The sequence below is a fragment of the Chloracidobacterium thermophilum B genome (assembly GCF_000226295.1).
Taxonomy (GTDB): domain Bacteria; phylum Acidobacteriota; class Blastocatellia; order Chloracidobacteriales; family Chloracidobacteriaceae; genus Chloracidobacterium; species Chloracidobacterium thermophilum.
This window is the reverse complement of sequence record NC_016024.1, coordinates 1,548,548-1,568,165: the sequence shown is the minus strand read 5'-3', so window position 1 is coordinate 1,568,165 and position 19,618 is coordinate 1,548,548. Positions and strand designations below refer to the sequence as shown.

Annotated in this window: 13 protein-coding genes; 12 read left to right on the top strand and 1 reads right to left on the bottom strand. The window is 62.2% G+C overall.

The features are described 5' to 3' along the window. Nucleotides 1-205: 205 nt before the first annotated feature. From egtB to CABTHER_RS06425, 12 genes are all read left to right on the top strand, one after another. A complete protein-coding gene (gene egtB / locus CABTHER_RS06475; RefSeq protein WP_014099806.1) occupies nt 206-1,510 on the top strand; it encodes an ergothioneine biosynthesis protein EgtB in 1,305 nt (434 codons plus the stop codon). Beyond that, on the top strand, nt 1,507-2,523 hold the full coding sequence (egtD, locus tag CABTHER_RS06470; RefSeq protein WP_014099805.1) for an L-histidine N(alpha)-methyltransferase: 1,017 nt from the start codon (nt 1,507-1,509) through the stop codon (nt 2,521-2,523). Before egtB ends, egtD begins: the two co-directional genes overlap by 4 nt. 216 nt (nt 2,524-2,739) lie before the next feature. Beyond that, nucleotides 2,740-7,116, top strand: coding sequence for a glutamate synthase large subunit (gene gltB / locus CABTHER_RS06465; protein WP_014099804.1), 4,377 nt, complete (start codon nt 2,740-2,742; stop codon nt 7,114-7,116). 251 nt (nt 7,117-7,367) lie between these two features. Beyond that, nucleotides 7,368-8,594 (top strand): tyrosine-type recombinase/integrase, encoded by a 1,227-nt coding sequence (locus CABTHER_RS06460; protein WP_041569116.1) that lies wholly within the window; start codon nt 7,368-7,370, stop codon nt 8,592-8,594. Nucleotides 8,595-9,247: 653 nt separating this feature from the next. After that, nucleotides 9,248-9,466, top strand: coding sequence for a helix-turn-helix transcriptional regulator (locus tag CABTHER_RS16525; protein WP_081464746.1), 219 nt, complete (start codon nt 9,248-9,250; stop codon nt 9,464-9,466). A gap of 71 nt (nt 9,467-9,537) precedes the next feature. Then, nucleotides 9,538-10,407 (top strand): AAA family ATPase, encoded by an 870-nt coding sequence (locus tag CABTHER_RS06455; RefSeq protein WP_228374032.1) that lies wholly within the window; start codon nt 9,538-9,540, stop codon nt 10,405-10,407. Nucleotides 10,408-10,554: 147 nt separating this feature from the next. Next, nucleotides 10,555-13,677, top strand: a complete 3,123-nt coding sequence (locus tag CABTHER_RS06450; RefSeq protein WP_212770161.1) for a DUF927 domain-containing protein — start codon at nt 10,555-10,557, stop codon at nt 13,675-13,677. Further along, on the top strand, nt 13,674-14,801 hold the full coding sequence (locus tag CABTHER_RS06445; protein WP_014099800.1) for a hypothetical protein: 1,128 nt from the start codon (nt 13,674-13,676) through the stop codon (nt 14,799-14,801). The genes CABTHER_RS06450 and CABTHER_RS06445 overlap by 4 nt, the downstream gene beginning before the upstream one ends. 22 nt (nt 14,802-14,823) lie before the next feature. Further along, nucleotides 14,824-15,360 (top strand): hypothetical protein, encoded by a 537-nt coding sequence (locus CABTHER_RS06440; RefSeq protein ID WP_081464745.1) that lies wholly within the window; start codon nt 14,824-14,826, stop codon nt 15,358-15,360. A 573-nt stretch (nt 15,361-15,933) separates the two neighbouring features. Then, nucleotides 15,934-16,290, top strand: coding sequence for a hypothetical protein (locus tag CABTHER_RS06435; protein WP_228374031.1), 357 nt, complete (start codon nt 15,934-15,936; stop codon nt 16,288-16,290). 97 nt (nt 16,291-16,387) lie between these two features. Next, the gene (locus CABTHER_RS06430) at nt 16,388-16,885 is read left to right on the top strand and encodes a YajQ family cyclic di-GMP-binding protein (protein ID WP_014099798.1); all 498 of its coding nucleotides are present in this window, start codon (nt 16,388-16,390) and stop codon (nt 16,883-16,885) included. Nucleotides 16,886-16,941: 56 nt separating this feature from the next. Continuing rightward, the gene (locus tag CABTHER_RS06425; protein ID WP_014099797.1) at nt 16,942-18,639 is read left to right on the top strand and encodes an Rqc2 family fibronectin-binding protein; all 1,698 of its coding nucleotides are present in this window, start codon (nt 16,942-16,944) and stop codon (nt 18,637-18,639) included. Between the two features lie 27 nt (nt 18,640-18,666). On the opposite strand, the gene CABTHER_RS15675 is transcribed toward CABTHER_RS06425, so the two are convergent. Next, on the bottom strand, nt 18,667-19,602 hold the full coding sequence (locus tag CABTHER_RS15675; RefSeq protein ID WP_014099796.1) for a M50 family metallopeptidase: 936 nt from the start codon (nt 19,600-19,602) through the stop codon (nt 18,667-18,669). Between the last annotated feature and the right edge of the window lie 16 nt (nt 19,603-19,618).

The window sequence follows — 19,618 nt, the reverse complement described above, 5'->3', positions numbered from 1 at the left end:
GAGCACGGCAGGTTGACCGGAAAAGTAAGCCTTGCCGCGGCTCCATGTCAGCAACAATTTGCATCCGGCTGCCAGCCGGGTAACTCCCGGAGATCAGGCATCGTGCCCGGTCATCGAGTCCGGGCGGGTTTCATCGTCTGCGACACAATGCTAAGGTAGCCAAAGGCACCCCATTCAAACGGCAACTTGTTCTGGAACGTCCGTCATGGAAGCGGCCCGTAGCCATCCCGAACCAATCCAGTCTGGAGAAGTGTCTGACCGGAAAGCCTGGCAGCGGCACTACCGGGCGGTGCGCGCCGTTTCCGAAGCCATCTGCCAGCCATTGGAGACGGAAGACTACGTCGTGCAGCCAATGCCGGATGTCAGTCCGCCAAAGTGGCATCTGGGCCACACGAGCTGGTTTTTCGAGACCTTCATCCTCAAATCCGGCCTGGCGGATTACCGGCCCTTTCATCCGCGCTACGACTACATTTTCAACTCGTACTACGAAGCGGTTGGGGCGCGGCATCCGCGACCGCAGCGTGGGCTGCTGACGCGCCCGACGGTAAGCGAGGTCTATGCCTACCGCGCGCACGTGGATGCTGCTGTCGAGCGGTTCATCGCCCACAGCGACACGCGCACCTGGGCGGCTCTCCAACCCATTCTGGAGTTGGGCCTACACCACGAGCAGCAGCACCAGGAGCTTTTGCTGACGGACATCAAAGCCATCCTTGCCACAAATCCGCTTGACCCGGTGTACCGGCCGCAGCCGCAGCCTCTGCCGTCGCCAGTGGAGCAGTTGTCACCCACCGGTGACTGGCACATTGTGGAGGGCGGCCGCTATGCCATCGGCCATGCCGGCCGCGGATTTGCCTTTGACAACGAAGGGCCGCGCCACGACGTGCTGCTGCGTCCCTGCCGGATTGCCGCCCGGCCCGTAACCAACGGCGAATTTCTGGCCTTCATGGCCGACGGCGGCTACAGGCGGCCGGAGTTGTGGCTGTCGGACGGTTGGGCAGCAGTGACGGCGCGCGGTTGGGAAGCGCCATTGTACTGGCGGCAGGCGGCCGACGGCACGTGGGAGACCCTGACCCTGCATGGGGTGCAGCCCGTCGCCCCGTATGAACCTGTCTGCCACATCAGTTTTTACGAGGCCGACGCCTATGCACGCTGGGCTGGAAAGCGCCTGCCGACAGAAGCCGAATGGGAAGTCGTTGCCGCCCGCCTGCCGGTGACAGGTAACTTTTACGAATCCGGCGTGCTGCATCCACGGCCTGTTTCGGTCTCGGCCGCGTTCTACGGTGATGTGTGGGTGTGGACAGCCAGCCCGTACGTGGGGTATCCAGGATTTCGGCCTGTGTCCGGCGCACTGGGTGAGTACAATGGCAAGTTTATGTGCAACCAGATGGTGTTGCGTGGCGGTTCCTGCGCCACATCGCTGACCCACATCCGCTCCACCTACCGAAACTTTTTTCCGCCGGATGCGCGGTGGCAGTTCACTGGTGTTCGGCTGGCGGAGGATATGTCATGAGTCATCCCCAACCTGGCCAAGCGGCGCGCCCGTCCTACGGTTACATCGTCTCTTTCCACGACCTGCACCCGACGCCAGCAGACTTTCGGGAAGAAGTGCTGGCCGGATTGCTGCGTACTCCCAAGTCCCTGCCGCCCAAATTCTTCTATGACCGGCGCGGCTCGGAGCTGTTCGATGAAATCTGTCAACTGGAGGAGTATTACCTGACCCGTGTCGAGACGGGCCTGCTGGAACGCCATGCAGCCGAAATGGCCCGGTTCATCGGTGAAGAGGCGCTGCTGATTGAGTACGGCAGCGGAAGCGGCCGCAAGACCCGTATTCTGCTCGACCACCTGCCGAGCCTGGCGGCCTATGTGCCGGTGGATATTTCCAAAGAACACCTGTTGGCCGCCGCCACGGAACTGGCCCAGGCCTATCCGTGTCTGCGGGTGACGCCGGTGTGTGCCGATTACACCCGCGAAATGGAGTTCCCGGACTTTGAGGAATTTTTCTATCGGCGGCGGGTGGTGTTCTTTCCCGGTTCGACCATCGGCAACTTTACTCCACCGGAAGCCGAGATGTTCTTACGCCATGCGGCAGAAGTGGCGCGGCCCGGCGGACTGCTGCTCATCGGTGTGGACCTGAAGAAAGACCCCACGGTGATTGATGCAGCGTACAACGACGGGCAGGGGGTGACAGCGGCGTTCAACCTCAACCTGCTTCAGCGGATCAACACTGAGTTGGGCGCGGATTTCGACCTGCGTTTGTTTGAGCACCGCGCCTTTTATGACCCAGCTCACGGACGGGTTGAGATGCACTTGGTCAGCCGACAGGCACAGACGGTTCACATCGGAGAAACGGCCATCCCGTTTGCCGCCGGTGAGACCATTCATACGGAAGATTCTTACAAGTACGATCTGGCTGACTTTGAGCAGATGGCCGCACGCACCGGTTGGACACGCCAGATGGTGTGGCAGGATGAGCAGGGTTATTTTGCCGTGGGGCTTTTTGCCGTCGGCCAGACATTCGGTTGAGGTTGCTGCGGCTCACAAGGTGCAGAACCCTGCCGCAGGGCCGGTGCCTTGAGCGGCCCGTGGAGGGCCCGTGAAACTGTTGGTTTTGCGGCTATCATGGGCAGGTGTCCCCCAAAACGGCTGCCGTGACCTGCTAGCGCAGGCGTGCCATATCACCGTTGGGCCGGACATCCGGGTGGAGGTTTTCCTGCGGATGGCCGGCCGGGTTTTGTCCGTATGCGCCTGGAAAAGTCGAGTTGTGGGGTCGGTTTTATCGCGTCGCGGCGTGGTGTGCCCGAGCGGGGCGTGGTGGAGGCGGCGCTGCACGCCCTGCGCTGTGTCGAGCACCGGGGCGCCTGCGCTGCGGACGGACGCACCAGCGATGGCGCAGGCCTGCTGACCGACCTGCCCTACGCCCTTTTTGGCTATCCGCCGGAAAGCATTGCCGTTGCCTTTCTCTTTCTGCCGGCAGAGCCAGCGCGCAGCGCCCACGCTTTTGACATCCTGGCTGAGACCTTTGACTTTCATGACCTGCACGTACTGGAGAGTCGGGATGTCCCCACCAATCCGACCGTGCTGGGGCCCATTGCCCGGCAACTGCTCCCGACGCTGAAACAGGCCGTCATCAAACGCCCACCGCAGTCCCGGACGCTGACCGCCTTCGAGCGCCTGCTCTATGCCGCCAAGCAGATGACCCGCAAACGCTGGCGCAAGCAGGGGCTGGACACGAGCTGTTTTTTTGCCTCCCTTTCGCCAACAACCATTGTTTACAAGGCGCTCGTGCGCGCGGGCGACCTTGACCGCTTCTATCTCGATCTGCAGCACCCAACCTTTGTTTCCCGGTTCGCGCTCTTTCACCGGCGCTTCAGCACCAACACCCGGACGGCCTGGGACCGCGCACAGCCCTTCCGACTCATTGCCCACAACGGCGAAATCAACACGATTGCCGGAAATCGGGCCTGGGCCTACTCGCGGGAACGGTCACTCGGCCTCGAAGCTGGCGAACTGCTGACGCACGGAAACATCAGCGACACCGGCAGTCTCAACGAAATGGTCGAGGCGCTGCGCTACCGGAGCGGCGTTCTGAGTCTGGCCGAGGCGCTGGCCATCGTCATGCCGCCGGCCGAAAGTGACGCCTATCACACTTTCTGGGGAAGGGCGCTCGAACCCTGGGATGGCCCTGCCATCGTCGCCTTTGCTGACGGACAGGTTGTGGGCGCACGCCTGGACCGCAACGGCTTTCGTCCCGGCCGCTGGACAGAAACCAACGATGCTTTTTATCTGGCCTCCGAAGCTGGGGCTTTTGCTGTGGATGAGGGGCAGGTGCGTGCCAAAGGCGCGCTGCATGCCGGAACAGGCGTGGTGGTGGACTTGCGTTCCGGCAGTGTGACCTTTATCGAGCCGCGCACGCCGGCGCTGGCTTCCGGCGCGGTCTTTGACCCACGTACTCGCTCTCTGCCGCCAATGCCGGCTCCAACGGCGGCACAGTTCAGCCATCTGGCGCGGGCTTTTGGTTACACCTACGACGACGTGCAGACATTTCTGGCCCCTATGGCCGCGACGGGCAAGGAACCGCTCGGCTCCATGGGCGACACGGCGCGTCTGGCCGTGTTGTCCGATATTCCACGTCCGCTGTTTGACTTTTTTTATCAGGATTTTGCCCAGGTGACGAATCCGCCGGTGGACTACCTGCGAGAAGCTCTGGTGATGAACACGACGGTTCACCTTGGCGCCAAGCCCAACATCTTTGCGCCCAAGACGCTGGTGCCGCCGCCGCCCGCCATCGAGCTTTCCGGTCCCGTACTTTCGCTTTCCGGGATGGCGGCACTGCGGACAGGGCTGGGGACGACCCGGCTGGGCGTACACATTGCCGAGCTGGACGCTACCTTTGCCCGGTCGGATGGCGTGGAGGGGCTGCGAACGGCGCTGGCCGAACTCCAGCGGCAGGCCTTGAACCTGACCGAGCATGGCGCTTCGGTGCTCATCGTCAGCGACCGGGGCATCAGTCCGCAGCGGGTTCCAATACCGAGCCTGCTGGCGTTGCGCGCCATCGTCAACGGCCTCAACGAAGCCGGGATGTTGCTCGATACGTCCCTGGTCATTGAGACGGGCGAGGTTCGCACGGCGCACCACGTCGCTGCGCTGATTGGCTTTGGAGCGGCAGCGGTGTGTCCCTGTGTGGCGCTCGACTGGGCGCGCTTTGGTCAGCATCCCAAACTGGACGACCTCGACGCTGACCGGCGGGAACAGCAGCTTATTCAGGCTTTGACCGGTGGCGTGCTCAAAATCATGGCCAAGATGGGCATTTCTGTTTTGGCCAGCTATCAGAATGCCCAGCTTTTTACCCCGGTCGGGCTGGGGGCGCGGCTGCTCGCGGAGTTCTTTCCGGGCAAGGACAGCCGCCTGGGCGGCCTCGAACTGGAGGACCTCGCCCGTCAGCAGCTTGCCCAGCATGCCGATTGGTGTACAGCGGCGGAAACGCTGGATTGGCGCGTGCTGCCGCGCCACTTCCGGTTCAAGGAAGACACTCAGGGCCGGCAGGGCGAGCAGCACGCCATGACAACGGCGCGGGCGCGGCTGGTGCATGCTTTCGTCCGTGATCCCTCGCCGGAGCGGTATGCTGCCTACCTGGCTTCCGGGACCCATCACGAGCCGGTGAGTCCACGGCATCTGCTTACGATTCGTTCCGTCGGCGCGCCACTCCCCCTGGAGCAGGTTCAGTCCCGGCAGGAAATCGTGCGGACGTTCGGCACGGGCGGAATGTCCTTCGGCGCCATCAGCGCTGAGTCGCAGCGCGACTTGATTCTGGCGATGCAGCAGCTTGGTGGGCGCAGCAACAGTGGGGAAGGGGGAGAGAATCCCTACTACTTCACGGCTGGCCTGACGGCCAGCACCAAACAGATTGGTTCGGCGCGGTTTGGTGTGACCGCGCGCTACCTGGTAACGGGGCGCGAAATCCAGATCAAAATGGCCCAGGGGGCCAAGCCCGGCGAAGGCGGCCAACTGATGCGGCACAAGGTCACGCCCGAAATTGCCCGGGCGCGGTACGCCACGCCCGGCATAGATTTGATTTCGCCGCCGCCGATGCATGACATCTACAGCATCGAAGACCTCAAACAACTCATCGAGGAACTCAAAAACCTGCATCCGGGCGCGCGGGTCAGCGTCAAGCTCGTTGCCGGAAACAACATCGGCACGATTGCCGTGGGCGTGGCCAAGGCCGGGGCCGACATCATTCACATTGCGGGCGGCGATGGCGGAACAGGCGCAGCCGGACTCATTTCCATGGCCCATGCCGGGTTGCCGTGGGAAATCGGACTTGTTGAAGTCCATCGCGCGCTCTGTGAAGAAGGATTGCGCGGAGCTGTGACCCTGCGGGTGGACGGGGGGTTGTCCAGCGGGCTGGATGTCGTCCTGGCGGCGATTCTGGGGGCTGAGGAATTTGATTTCGGCAAGCTGGCGCTGGTCGCCCAGGGGTGCATCATGGCGCGCATCTGCGAGACCAACCAGTGCCCGGCTGGAATTGCCACCCATGACCCACGGCGCAAGGCCAAATACACGGGTCAGCCCGAACATGTGGTGCGCCTGTTCGAGGCTATTGCCGATGACGCGCGTCAATGGCTGTCCCGCGCCGGAATTCCGACGTTGAATGCGGCTGTCGGGCGGACTGACCTTCTCATGCCGCACCCGCGTCATGTTGACCGCGTGGCAGAGCGCCGCCTGGACCTGTCCTTTTTCCTGACGCCCCCGCTGCCATTGCCGCTGCCTGTACCACGTGCGCCGTTTCAGGTGGGGGCACTCAACCAGCGGATTCTTGATGACGTGCGCGCCGGGTTGGGCGCATCTCCGCCGGTGTCTGCTTTCGACTACCCGATCACGACCCGCGACCGCGCCGTACCGGCTACGCTGGCGGGCTGGCTGGCCGCAGAGGCGCATGCACGGCAGTTTCCGGTGGCTGAAGGTCCGTCCGCGTCGGCTCCCCAACGGGTGTTTCCGCCGCCGCCCATCACGCTGCGCTTTACCGGCAGCGCCGGACAGGGCTTTGGGGTGTTTCTGACTGATGGCCTGCGTCTGGGTTTGCAGGGTGAAGCCAACGATTCCGTGGGCAAGGGGATGAGCGGCGGGAAAATTGTCATCCGTCCCCATCCGCGCTGGCGGGACTCCCTGCGCAGCGACGTTGAAACGAATGCCATTATTGGCAATGCGGCACTGTACGGGGCAACCGGCGGGACGCTGTACGTCGCCGGTTTCGCCGGCGACCGGTTTGCCGTACGCAACAGCGGAGCCACGGCCGTCGTGCACGGCGTGGGCCTGCACGCCTGTGAGTACATGACGGGCGGGCTGGTCGTCATTCTGGGGCCAACGTCGAAAAATCTGGGCGCCGGCATGACCGGCGGCAAAATCTACGTCTATGGCGGGGCGCCGGAGGCGCACGTCAACCGGGCATTTCTGGAAGCGGCCGCCCTGTCCCCGGAGGAACTGACGGCCCTGCACGCGCTGCTTGTGGATTTCATGGTAGAAACGGAAAGCCGCGCCGTGCAGGACCTGCTGGAAGGATGGGAAACCCATTCCACGCGCTTCGTGGCCTATCTTCCCCGCCGGCAGGAAGCGTAAGTTCTGTGTCCTGCACCGTCGCCCCGGCTATGGATGAACATGGCCGGGTGACACCCATTCCTGGCTGCGTGCCAAGCCCCAGTGATGACCTATGGCAAAAGTCGCTCCGGGTGACTACTACCGTCCAAGACTGTCCACAGAAGCCTTGTAAAAACAGGCGTTTTGCGCAATGCACTGTCTATTGCCGCCTACTGAAAGCTATGGCAGTCTATGACTGAAAGTAAGAACCATAGCAGGAACAGAGGGCGGCGATGGGCAGGCAGCGGTTGAGTGCGCGGTTGAGTGCGCGGCGGGTTGAGACTATCAGGAAACCCGGAACCTACGCCGACGGGGGTAATCTTTACCTGCGGGTGCAGGCGCGTAACGGGCGCGTCTCGAAATCGTGGGTTTTCCGCTGGGCACGCGACGGCAAGGTTTTCGAGCGTGGACTCGGCGCTGTGGACGTGCGCAGCCTTGCTGAAGCGCGCCAGGTGGCGGCGGAATTGCGCAAGGCACTGTTTCACGGGCAGTCCCCCGACGAACTGCTCCAGCGGCGGCGGCGCAAAAACAAAACCTTCTCCGAGTGCGCCCTGGAACTTATCGAAAGCAAGCGCCCTGGCTGGAAAACCAAAAACAAAGTACGGCAATGGACGCAGACGCTCCGGGACTACGCCTTCCCGGTGCTGGGGAATAAAGCGCCTGCCGAAGTCACAACCAACGACGTACTGGCAGTGCTGAAGCCGATATGGACGACGAAACCATCAACGGCGCAGTACGTCAGGGACCGGATTGCCGCTGTACTGGACTACGCGGCGGTCATTGGACTCCGGCAGAAAGGCGACAACCCGGCGCAGTGGAAGGGTAAACTCGAACTGGCGCTCCCGTCACCCCGTAAGGTTCGTCCAGTCGTGCATTTTGCCGCTGCTGACTGGAAGGAAGTGCCGGCGCTGTACTCCTGTCTGAGTGAAAAACCGGGGATACCGTCACTCTGCCTGCAATTCATTATCCTTACCGCCGTACGCTCGAATGAGGCGCGCGGCGCAAGCTGGCAGGAAATAGACCTGAACGACGCGGTTTGGACAATCCCGGCGCAACGGATGAAAAACGGGCGCACGCACAAAATCCCGCTTTCTCCCGTAGCCGTTGACCTGCTTATGTCCGTCCAGCCGTGGAGCAGTGACAGCCTGATCTTTCCCGGCGCGCCCAAAGGAACCATGAGCGGAGCCACGCTTCTGAAGCTGCTCCGTACCGTTGCGCCGGGTGCAACCGTTCACGGCTTCCGTTCCAGCTTCCGCGTCTGGGCGGAAGAACACGGCTACGCTTCGAGTGTGGCGGAAGCGGCGCTGGCGCACACCAATACCAACGCCACGGAAGCCGCCTACCAACGCTCCGACCTGTTTGCCCGGCGCAGGGAGCTGATGGACGCTTGGGCGGCTTTCGTCACTGGTCACGCGACACAGCGCCTTGCCGCTGCTGCCGGGGGGAGCCATGGGCAATAAAACCAGCAGGAAGTCACTGACTGGCAGCCTTTCTCGAAAACTTCCGTGAGATTGCTGAAGCCCACCGGGAAATAGACAGCGGACTTACCAGGGCAATCGGCTTCTGGGAGAAAAGAAAGCCGGAACTGGCTGTCGTCTATCGGGAATTGCGGGATGCCCTTCGGGAAGCCGACCCGTCCAGCCTGCCGGAAAAGCTCGCAAAGGGAACCGTTACGGCGCGCGGCCGCACTGCCATCCAGAAGCGATGGGAAGGGCGGGACGAACCCGTAGAGAAAGTCAGAGCGAAAGCCAGAGAGCTACAGGCGCATAAGCGCACATCAAAAAGGTCATTACGCAAACATCTGGTAAAAAAGTTTGAAACTTTTTTTCGGGGGAAAAGCCCTCCGAGGCGACGATTCGCCGATACCTGCAGGGGGCAGAAAACACATAATCCTATCAGAGCGATGACACACTCGAAGCACCGCCGTCGTGCGGTGCTTTTCCGTGCCCGAAAAAGCAAAAAGTGTGCGTCAATACCGGTATTAACGCGCTCATTGACGCGCTTTGACAGGTCGCGTTATATATGCTTGACTATGAGCGTGTAAAGCCGCGCACCAAGCGCAAGCACTTGGCGGTGGCGTTTACACAGACACTATTCGTAGGGGTGCTGCGGAATGAGGGCAATCGAAGAAACCGACCGGGTTTTACGTTGTTCTGACGTGGTGGCGCTGGTGCGTGTGTGCCGGGCGTCAATCTACAAATGGGAAAAGAAAGGGCTTTTCCCAAAGCGGATTCAACTGGGGCCGCGCGTTGTCGGCTGGCGCAGAAGTGACGTGCTGAAATGGCTGGATGCGCGTTCACGTAATGCTGGCGATAACGCCACGTCAGCTTAGGTGGGTTCCTAAAAGTTTCGACCCGGCACAGAGGGAGACTGTGACCGGGCCGGGAAAGGAAAAAGGCTTATATGGAAGCTAAATCTAACTGCACGAACGGTCAACTGGAACCGGCGCTGAACAATGCGTCAGGGCGCGGCCGGAGATTCAGGATGACATCGGCTTTCGAGCTGCGGCGCAACCCGCTGTCGCACGATTGGCTGATTCAAGGTTTTCTCGAAGCCAATACGCTCGCCCTTCTGTTCGGCGAACCGGCAGCCGGAAAGTCGCTGCTGGCGCTGGACTGGGCCGCGTCTGTCGCAACCGGACGCGCCTGGTGCGGACGCCAGACCCGGCGGGGGACGGCAATCTACCTGGCGGGCGAAGGCTACCGGGGGCTGGCCCGGCGGCTGGCCGCGTGGGAAAGGGTGAACGGACAGGAATCGTCTCCCGATGTGCCGCTGCTCTTTTCAGAGTGCATTGCCGGACTGCCCGACAGCGTAGGCGCGGTTATCGAGGGCATTGACGCGGTTGCCATCCGGTACGGGAAGCCGCTGCTGGTGGTTATTGACACCTTGGCGCGCTGCTTTACCGGCGATGAGAACAGTGCCGGCGGTATGGGCGGCTTCCTGACCGCGTGCGACGCGATGCGCCTTCGCTATGGCTGCACCGTGCTGATTGTCCATCACTCCGGTCACAGCGATAAGGGGCGCGCGCGCGGCTACTCATCGCTGCCGGCGGCGATGGACGTGATTTACCAGCTTGAAGTGAAGCAGAACAGGGTGCGGACGTTTGCCTGCACCAAGGCCAAGGACTTCGAGCCGCCAGCCGCGCGCCACTTCATCATTCACAAAACCCTGCTCCCACCGGAGTGGTGGGACGGTAACGCTCCCACCACAGTGCCGGTACTGGTGGAGTGCGACGAGTCCGGCAAGGCGATAAACGAACCGCCACCCTTCTGAACGGGATTGCGCGAAATCAGTGACCAAAAGTTACAGCCCGGTACGGATACGCGCCGTATCGGGCCGCTAATGGAGGAAAAAATGTTTGAGTTGAATACTACACAGGATTCTCTGCACGGACAACCCCAACCCGTTCAGGCAGGGCCTTTGCCGGATGACGGGCCGCGGAAAAAGACGCGCGGACGGCGTGTGGCGCGGGCGGGAGCGTCCAGTCTCAACGGGGCGCCCACGACGGAACTGCTGCGCCACGACGGGCCGCGCAAGACAGAAACCGGCAGGGCGCGGAAAAGCGGGCGCGCCCCGAAAGCCCCGGTAACCGCACCGGCAGGACTGCCGCCGGAAAACCCTGCGCCGGAAAAGCCTGGCAAGCCGGCTAAAAAAGCCGCGCCAAAACACACCGGCAAGCGCGCCGGCAAATCACCCCGGAAAGCCACGCCAGAACACACTAGCAAGCGCACCGGCAAGGCGCCCCGGAAAGCCGCGCCAGACGACTCCGGCAAGGCGGCGGACACAGCCGCGCCGGACAGCAAGCCGGATAAAAAATCTGTGCCGTGGAGTCACGAAGACCCGCTAGGCTTCGCGCTGCACCTTATCCGTGAAACGCTGGGCGGCGCCCCGGAGAAGCTGTACGAGACAGGGAAAACCCCGATTCGCTTCAAGACGACCGGAAGTAGTCTATCCGGGTGGGCCCGTGTCACGCGGGTGAAGTACGGGAGGGGGAAGGAATCGTACTTCATCGAGTTTGGCGACTGGCGTACCGGTGAGCACCACGAATGGCACTCCCGGGAACCGTCCACGTCCGGGGAGAAGGAAGCTTTCGACCGGGAACTACGCCAGATCAGGGAGGCGCAGCAACGGGAAGAACAGGCAAGGCACCTGGTAGCAAAGGGCAAGGCGGAGCGTCTGTGGCGGCGGTCAAGGGCTGCTACCACCGACAACCCCTACCTGCAACGCAAAAACGTTCAGCCCCACAGTGCGCGCACCGGATGGGGCGGACTCTCCGACGTACTGTTCGTTCCGCTACGCGATGCCGAGTGGCAAATATGGAACCTTCAGCTTATCCAGCCGGACGGCGGAAAGCGGTTTCTCAAGGGCGGGCGCGTCTCCGGGCTGTTTCATCCGTTCGGCACGCGCGAGGATTTTGAGCGCGGCAAGGCTATCCTTGTCTGCGAGGGATGGGCAACGGGCGCAACGCTGCACGAGGCTACCGGGTTACCGGTTGCGGCGGCGATGAATTGCGGCAACCTGCTGCCGGCGGCGCGCGCCCTGCGGGAGAAGTTCCCAGGGCAAAAGCTGGTCATCTGCGCCGATGACGACTGGAAAACCGCCGGCAACCCCGGGGTCACCAAAGCCGAAAAGGCAGCCTGCTCTGTCGGGGCGGTGGTTGTCGTTCCGCCCTGGTCAGGGGAACGCGGCGAAAAGGACACCGACTTCAACGACCTGGCGCGGGCGGAAGGTCTGGACGCTGTGCGCCGGCAGGTTGATGTCGAGAGCATCCTGTCGCAACCCGTCCGGCCCGGACTGGACGAACGCCCGTGCTACTGGCTGCTCGAAGAGCCGGCGGTCATCGGCGAACAGGAATACAAGGCAGGCGTCTATCACTGTGGCATCGAACACGAAAAACAGTTTGGGAAAGTCGTGCCGGTGCCGACGGAAACCTGGCTGTGTAGCCCGATCCGGCGGAAGGCGCGAACCATCGAGTGGCCTGACGGTGCCCAAGGCGTAAGGCTGGATGTTTATGACGGAAGCGGCTGGCGTGATGTAGTGCTACCCCGCAAGGAACTGGCTTCACTGGAATATCGTAAAACTCTGTTGGACGAAGGCGCCACACTGGAGACCCACAGCAAGAGCGCCAGGGCACGGCTTGAGGAATACCTGCAACAATCCTCACCCCAGTGGGAATACACCACAGAGCGTACCGGCTGGCACAAGCAGCAGTACGTTTTCCCGGATGTCACCATAGGGAAGGGCGTCACCATCCTGTTCACGGGCAAGCGGGCGACAAATGAACCTCTGACGAGTGGCGAGCTTGCGGATTGGCAGAAGTCGGTTGCGGCGTTGGCTACAGGGAACCCCTTGCTGGTGTTCTCAATCTCTCTGGCTTTTGCCGGGCCGTTACTCAAGCTGACCGATCATAACTCCGTACTGGCACAGCTTGTCGGGCGGAGTACGACCGGCAAGACGACCTGCCTGCTAGCGGCAAACTCCGTTGTCGGGCCGCCGGAGCTGGTAGCAACCTGGCGGGCTACAGATAACGGGCTGGAGCAGAAGGCGCTAACGTACTGTGATGGCTTCCTGGCGCTGGACGAAATCGGGCAGGTGAAGCCGGATGTGCTGGATGGCGCGATTTACACACTGGCGAATGGCGCAGCCAAGCAACGCGCCACGGTGTACAAGCACGGCGTAGGGGCGGCGCCAACGCAACGCTGGCGGGTGGCGGCGCTTTCGACCGGCGAAAAGACGCTGGAAACGCTGCTGGCGATGGACAAGGACAAACGCAGCGTCAACGCCGGGCAGGTTGTGCGGTTTATTGAAATCCCGGCGGAAGAACGGTACGGCGCGTTCACGGAACTCCACGGCTACAAGTCGGGCGAAACCCTTGCTGATACCTTGCGCCAGGCTGTCCGTCGGTACTACGGCACGCCTTTGCGGGCGTTTCTGGAACGGCTTGTTTGCGATGATATGAACGGGCTGGACTCGGAACTAAGCGAGTGCGTTGCCCGTCTGCGCAGGGCGGTTGAAAGCGACGGCGTGCCGGTAGGCGCACAAGCCAGCCGCGTGCTGACTTCAATGGCGCTGGTGGCTTTGGCCGGCGAACTGGCAACCCGGTATGGCATTACCGGCTGGCAGCGGGGGACGGCATTTGACGCGGCGCGTTACTGCTACCGGCTGTGGGCCCGGAGACGGGCTGCCGGAACCGACTTCGAGCAGGTGGACATACTGCGCCGGATGCGCGACTTCATTGACAAGTACGGCGACTCGAAGTTCAGCGAATGCACTAAGGATGTAGTCGTACATGACCGGGCCGGTTACTACCGCGATACAGATGACGGGCGGGAATACCTGTTCACTCCCGAAGGCTTCAAGGACGCGGTGCGTGGATTTGACTTCAAACTCGCCAGAAAGACGCTGGCAGACTTGAATGTGCTGAAAACAAGCGGCGGGCGGGATACCGTGACCGTACGCCTGGTGAAGGGATACAAGCGTCTTTTCTGCATACCAGACAAGGCGCTGGATGAAGCGCTGGAAAAGCTGGGAGGTGACGAATGAAAGTCATTGGCACAGGCATTCTGTTTGATTTCTTTCGGGATGACCCAACCCGCACACCCGCAACGCAGAATGCGTCTGGCGGCATTACAGGGCAAAGTACACAGTCCGGCGAAGTGGATGCCGGCGCACTCCCGGCGGGTGAATCGTCACCGGCGGCGAAGTCACGCTTCGAGCCGTTCGAGCCGGACGTGGAAGGAAGCGTTGCCAACCTGCTGCGCAAGGCGTCCGGCACGTCACCGTCAACCCCGGCACACGCCCGCCAGCCCGCCAGCCCAACCCGGACGAATACTTCGGGCGCATTCAGACAGGCACAGACGCGCGCTGAACCGGCGGTTGACACTTTACCTTCAGACGCGCCACAGAATGCGTCCAAAGGCACTACAGGGCAAAGTACACAGCCCGGCAAAGCGGACAGCCAAGCGGACGACGTGGCGCGGTTGCAGGCGCAGATTGACGGCTGCCTGGCAATGGAAACCGACCCGGCACTACGGCTGTTTCTCGAACAGCTACGCCGGGACATCCACAAGTACCCGGTGGAGTCTGTGCGTCAGGAACTCGAAGCCTACCTGCAACCCGGCACTCCCGGAGACTTCCTGAACCGGCTGGCGGCGCTGCACATGAGTTGGGCGCTGAACGACGTTGCCGTTGACCCGGACGGCAAGCGGCTGGTACGGGGGGACACCGGGGGGCGGAAGGCGATACTCGAACGCATCGAAGCCGCTTTCAGGGCAGAGACGGAACCTGTCGCACGCTGCTACCTGGCGAAGCTGGCGCGCAAAGCCGTCAGCAACCCGCCGGGAGCAGGCGAAGGGATGGAGGGCTATATTGACGCACGTACCAGCCCGACGTGGCTGTGGCTGGCAGCCGTGTTCGTCACCGGCAGCCCCGAAACCGCCTTCCAGTGGCGATTGCAGGAAGCGCGCCGAAGCACAGCCAGTGCGTGGCTGCTTGGCTACCTGGACAAGCTCGAACAGGAAGCGCGTGAAAGCCTGCCTATGGCCGTCTCGAAGCTGGAAGCCTTTATCGAGATTCTGGCGCTGCTGGACAACCCAACCCACACAATCCCGGCGCAGAACGCGCCAGAGACGATTACAGACGGCGCACAGCCGTGCGCTGTGGCATAACCGACTGACGAGGTAACAAGCTATGCCAAGACTATCGCGTGACACATGGGCGCAGATTCGTGCGGAACGGGAAGCCGGATTGAGCTTCGGGCTGCTGGCATCCCGGTACGGCATTGACAAGGCAGCCATTGTCCGGCGCGCCAAAGCCGAAGGCTGGGGCGATGGGACGGACGCGGCGGAAATGGTGCGGCGCAAAGCCATGGCGCAAGTCACCGGCACAGCCATCACCGACCCGGAAAAAAGGGCGGCGGCGATTGACACGGCGGCGGAACTGGCGGCGGACGTTATCCGGCGTCATCAGGCGGAAGCCGAACAGGTGCGGGAACTGCTCTGGCGCGGGCTGGAAGCTCACCGGGCGGCGGAGACGCTGGACGACAAGCGGCTGGCCTTCGAGACGCTCAAGGCGGCAAAGATTTCCAGCGAGACGTTGACCAACCTGCAACGGATGGAGCGTGTCAGCCACGGGCTGGATGACGCCACGGGCAAGACGGAAATCGTCATCGAACGGAGCTACGGGGTGATGGAGCCGGGCGCAAACGGCGCGGGCGAACTACTCTGATAATCCCGGCAGGCAGGCAGTGCGGGCAGGCAGTCCGGCCCGGACTGTTCCACCCGGCCCATCCCGAAGTACTCAAAACCCACAGCCGGCAGCAATGCCGGTTTTTGTTTTGCCCTCTATGTCCACTGTGTCCAGCTTGCGTCCAAACCGCTGGACACGTCTAAACTATTAGCTGCTAACGGTTTATATATAGTGTGTCCAGAAATCCAGAAAATTAGAAATATAGCCTTACAAGCGGAGCGTGCAGTGTAAGCGGGAGATGCAATGGGGCATGTCTGGCGTAATGCTGAAAAGGGATTGTGTCAGTGATGTGCATGCATCATGCGTATATATACCCCCCCCTATGCGCGAAATTTGTGGACACATGGACACAGCCCGCATAAGCCCTTGCCCGTGTACGGTTTAGCCGTGCCCAGCGGTTTGGCTTGTGTCCAGGCGGAAACTGGACACTCGCAGTCAGGCGGTGGTCACAGCCTGTTATCCGCACGCCGGATTGACGCCGGGCACGGGCGTTTGCCAGTCTGTGCGGCAACCTATGGGCGCGGGCGGCCCTGAAACGCCGGGAGGACGATGATGGCTACTGTGGTTTACCGGCCTGTTTACGAATGCACGACTGACCTGCCCGAAGCCTTCGGGCACGACGAGGACGTGACCGTGCCCTACGAACTGTGGGGCGGGCGCACCATCAGAGTGCCGGTTGGCTGGCGCGAAGTGGAAGTGGACGGCTTCGAGGCGGTAGTCGGTTTGCGCTACCTGGACGAGCTGGACTGGGACGGCACGGCGCCGTTCGTGCAGGTGATTGAAGTGGACGGCTACGAGGATTTCTTCGGCGCCAATGACCCGCGGGTGCGCGTGCTGAACGAAGATGTGCGGAGCGTCCGGTGTCTGACCCGTGCCGAAGCCCTGGCACTCGAAGCCGAAACCGCGTGACCCCGGCGCCAAAAGTAAGCTTCAAGGTAAGAACAGGCTTTTCTGTGTGCCTGCAAATAGCTTTATCTTCAATAACTTGGCTTTGGGTAGCTGATTTATGGCAAAGGACAACTCATTCGACATCGTTTCGCAGGTTGATATGGCGGAAGTCACCAATGCCATCAACCAGGCTATGAAGGAAATCGGTCAGCGCTTCGACTTCAAAGGTAGTCAGAGCCGAATCGAACTTGAAGGCCGCGACATCGTTCTGGTGTCGGACGACGAATACAAGCTCAAAAGCGTCATAGACATTCTCGAATCCAAGCTCGTCAAGCGCAATGTGTCGCTCAAGGCGCTGAGTTATGGAAAGATCGAGCCAGCGGCCGGTGGAACCGTTCGGCAGCGCGTGACCCTGCAACAGGGCATTCCAACTGAAAAAGCCCGCGAAATCGTCAAGTTTATCAAGGACACCAAGGCCAAGGTTCAGGCCGCCATCAATGGCGACATGGTACGTGTCAGCGGCAAGGACCGGGATGTGTTGCAGGAAGTCATTGCCAGGCTGCGCGCCCACGACTTTGGGATTGACATGCAGTTTACCAACTACCGCTCGAACTAGGGTCTGCGGCCGGCTGCCCCCGGCGTTTCCTGAATGCGTCGTTTCCTGAATGCGTCATGGATGGCTTTTTCCTGGCAGCGCTCGTGCGTGAGTTGCAGGACTCGCTTGACCGTCTGGATGCCGGGCTTCCGGTCGGAAAGGTGTCTGCCATCGGGCGGGACGTCGTGACGCTCGATCTGCGCCGCCGGGATGGGCGCTGGCTGGTGCTGGCGGCGCGTCCGCACGACAGCCGGTTTTACCTGACGCATCGCCATCCCCAGGAGTCCGACCTGTCTGGCGAGCCGCCTTTCGTTGCGCGGCTGCGGAAGGCGCTGCGTGGTGCGCGGCTTGTCGGCGTTGTCAAAGCCCCGGCCGAGCGTTCAGTAACGCTGACCTTTGCCGGTTTTGATGAAGCGGAGCAGCCCACCCGCTGGCATCTCCGCCATGACCTGACCGGACGCTACGCCAACCTGTGGCTGCTGACGGCCGAAGAGCGCGTGGTCGAGGCGCTGCGTCCGTGGGAGGGCCTTCCCAATACGCCGTACCACGCACCGCCCACCACAGGCCCCGCCCCTGACTGGTCAGCCATGACCCCAGAAAACCTGCCGCAGACGCTTGCCGAACTGGAAGCTTTCCTGTCAAATGCCCTGCGTGGCTGTCATCGGCGCCTGGTGCGGGAAGTGGTCTTTCGGGCCCGAGCGGGCACGCCCTGGGAGGCTTTTGAGCGCGTCCACCGGGAGCTGTGCCATCCACAGGCATTTTATCTCTACGAGTTACCGGAAGGCCCGGAGGTGTTCCTGCTCCCGTTGAGCCATGAAACCGGGCTGCCCGTGACAACCTTTGCTTCGGCGCACGAGGCCGCGGCGGCGCTCTATGCCCGACGGGAACACCGCGCCGCACAGGCGTCCCTACGCCGGCAGTGGCAGCACGCCCTCACCACCTGGCGCAAACGCCTTGAGCGGGCCCGGCACAAACTGGATGTGGCCGATACACAGGCCGGGGAAGCGGAACAGTACCGGCGGTGGGGTGAGTTGCTGTACGCCAATCTCGCTACGGCCAGGCGCACGGCCGGGGGTGTGGAGGTTGTGGATTACTATGCCGAGCCGCCGTCGGCCCTGGTGATCCCGCTTGAATCCCCCACCGAAGACCTCGCAGCGGCAGCCCAGCGGTACTTCCGGCGCTACCAGCGGGCGCAACGCACACTCGTCGCCAACGCCGAACGGCGGGCCGCGCTGGAGGCCGAACTGTCGGCAGCACTGGACTGTGAACGGGAACTGGCCGGGGCCGCGGACGAAGCGGTGCTGGCCACCTGCGTACAGAAGTTGCGTGACCGGGTGCCGTTTGATTTGCAGCCGCGCACGCCACCGCCGACAAACGGGGCGCGCCGTGAAAGGGCTGACCTGTCCGGCCTGCGCCGCTACCGGGGACCCGAAGGGTACGAAATCGTCGTCGGACGCACCGCACGCGACAATGACCGGCTCACCTTCGAGCTGGCGCGTCCGCATGACCTGTGGCTCCACGCCGCCGATTACCCCGGCGCGCATGTCGTCATCCGCAATCCGCAGCGGCAGGTGGTCCCACCGGCGGTCATTCTGGCGGCGGCGGAGCTGGCAGCCTATTTCTCGCAGGCCAAACAGGACGACTGGGTGGACGTACGGGTGGCGGAACGACGGCATCTGACGCGCCCCCGCAAGGGCGCGCCAGGGCAGGTGCTCGTGCGTGAGAGTCGGACGGTTCGGGCGATGCCGCGTGAAATGTTACCGCGTATTGTCTGAGCCGTTATTGTCTGCGCCGTTTGCGGTCTAACGTGCGGAGGAGGAAGTCGCCACGCCCTTGCGGGCCGGGTGCTGGAAAATCAGCCACAGCGTCACGCCCAGCAGCAGGACGCCGGAAGCCAGCCACAGGAAAGCCCAGATGAAAGCCGGAATGCCGGTCATCCGCGCCATGCTCGCAGCATCGCTCTGGATGTCCGTCAGGGTTGAGATGAAAAACAGTGTTTTGAGGTCCGACAGGGCATCCAGACAACACTGCACGGCCAGAAAATTGGCAATGAACTGCCCCCAGTTGGGTTTGATAAAGATGCCGAGAGCAATCAGGCTGATACCTATGCTGAGTCCGGCCACCCAACTGTAGAATGTCCCGGTCATGACGCAGACCACGGCCAGCAGCAGCACCAGCAGCCCCCCGGCGCCAAGCATGCCCCACCGAAACGGCATCGGGAGGTTCATCCGCAAGCTCCCCAACAGCAGTGTTGCGGCCAGCGCCAGCGGCAGCACCATGAGCCACGAAGCCTGACCGTTCACGAACAGAATCGTGAGCAGCAACACCAGAATACCCGACCCGACCAGCAGCAGGCTGGTGCGGTCGCGGCGCTGCGCCTGATACAGAAGGAAAACGCCAAACAACATCGTGCCCAGATAGCCGGCACTGGCCACGAACACATTTTGCCCGGAGGTCAGCGTCAGCCCACTCCCGTCCCAGTGAATCGTCATACGGATGACGTAGAACCCGCTGAGCAGGGCCGCCAAGGCATGACTTCCTTCATGAATGAAGGTGACGAACATCCGAATCGGGAACGTCACGACGGAAGCAAACGGCACCGTCATCAGCAGCAGGGTCGCCACCGTCGCCAGAATGAGCCACAGAAGAGAGGAGTTGCGGTTTTGTTCAACCGGAATGGCGACGGCCCGCCCTGACGAAAACGAACGGCGGGCTGGAGAGTCATCGGGATGGCGCATGAAGTTTACTCCCGGA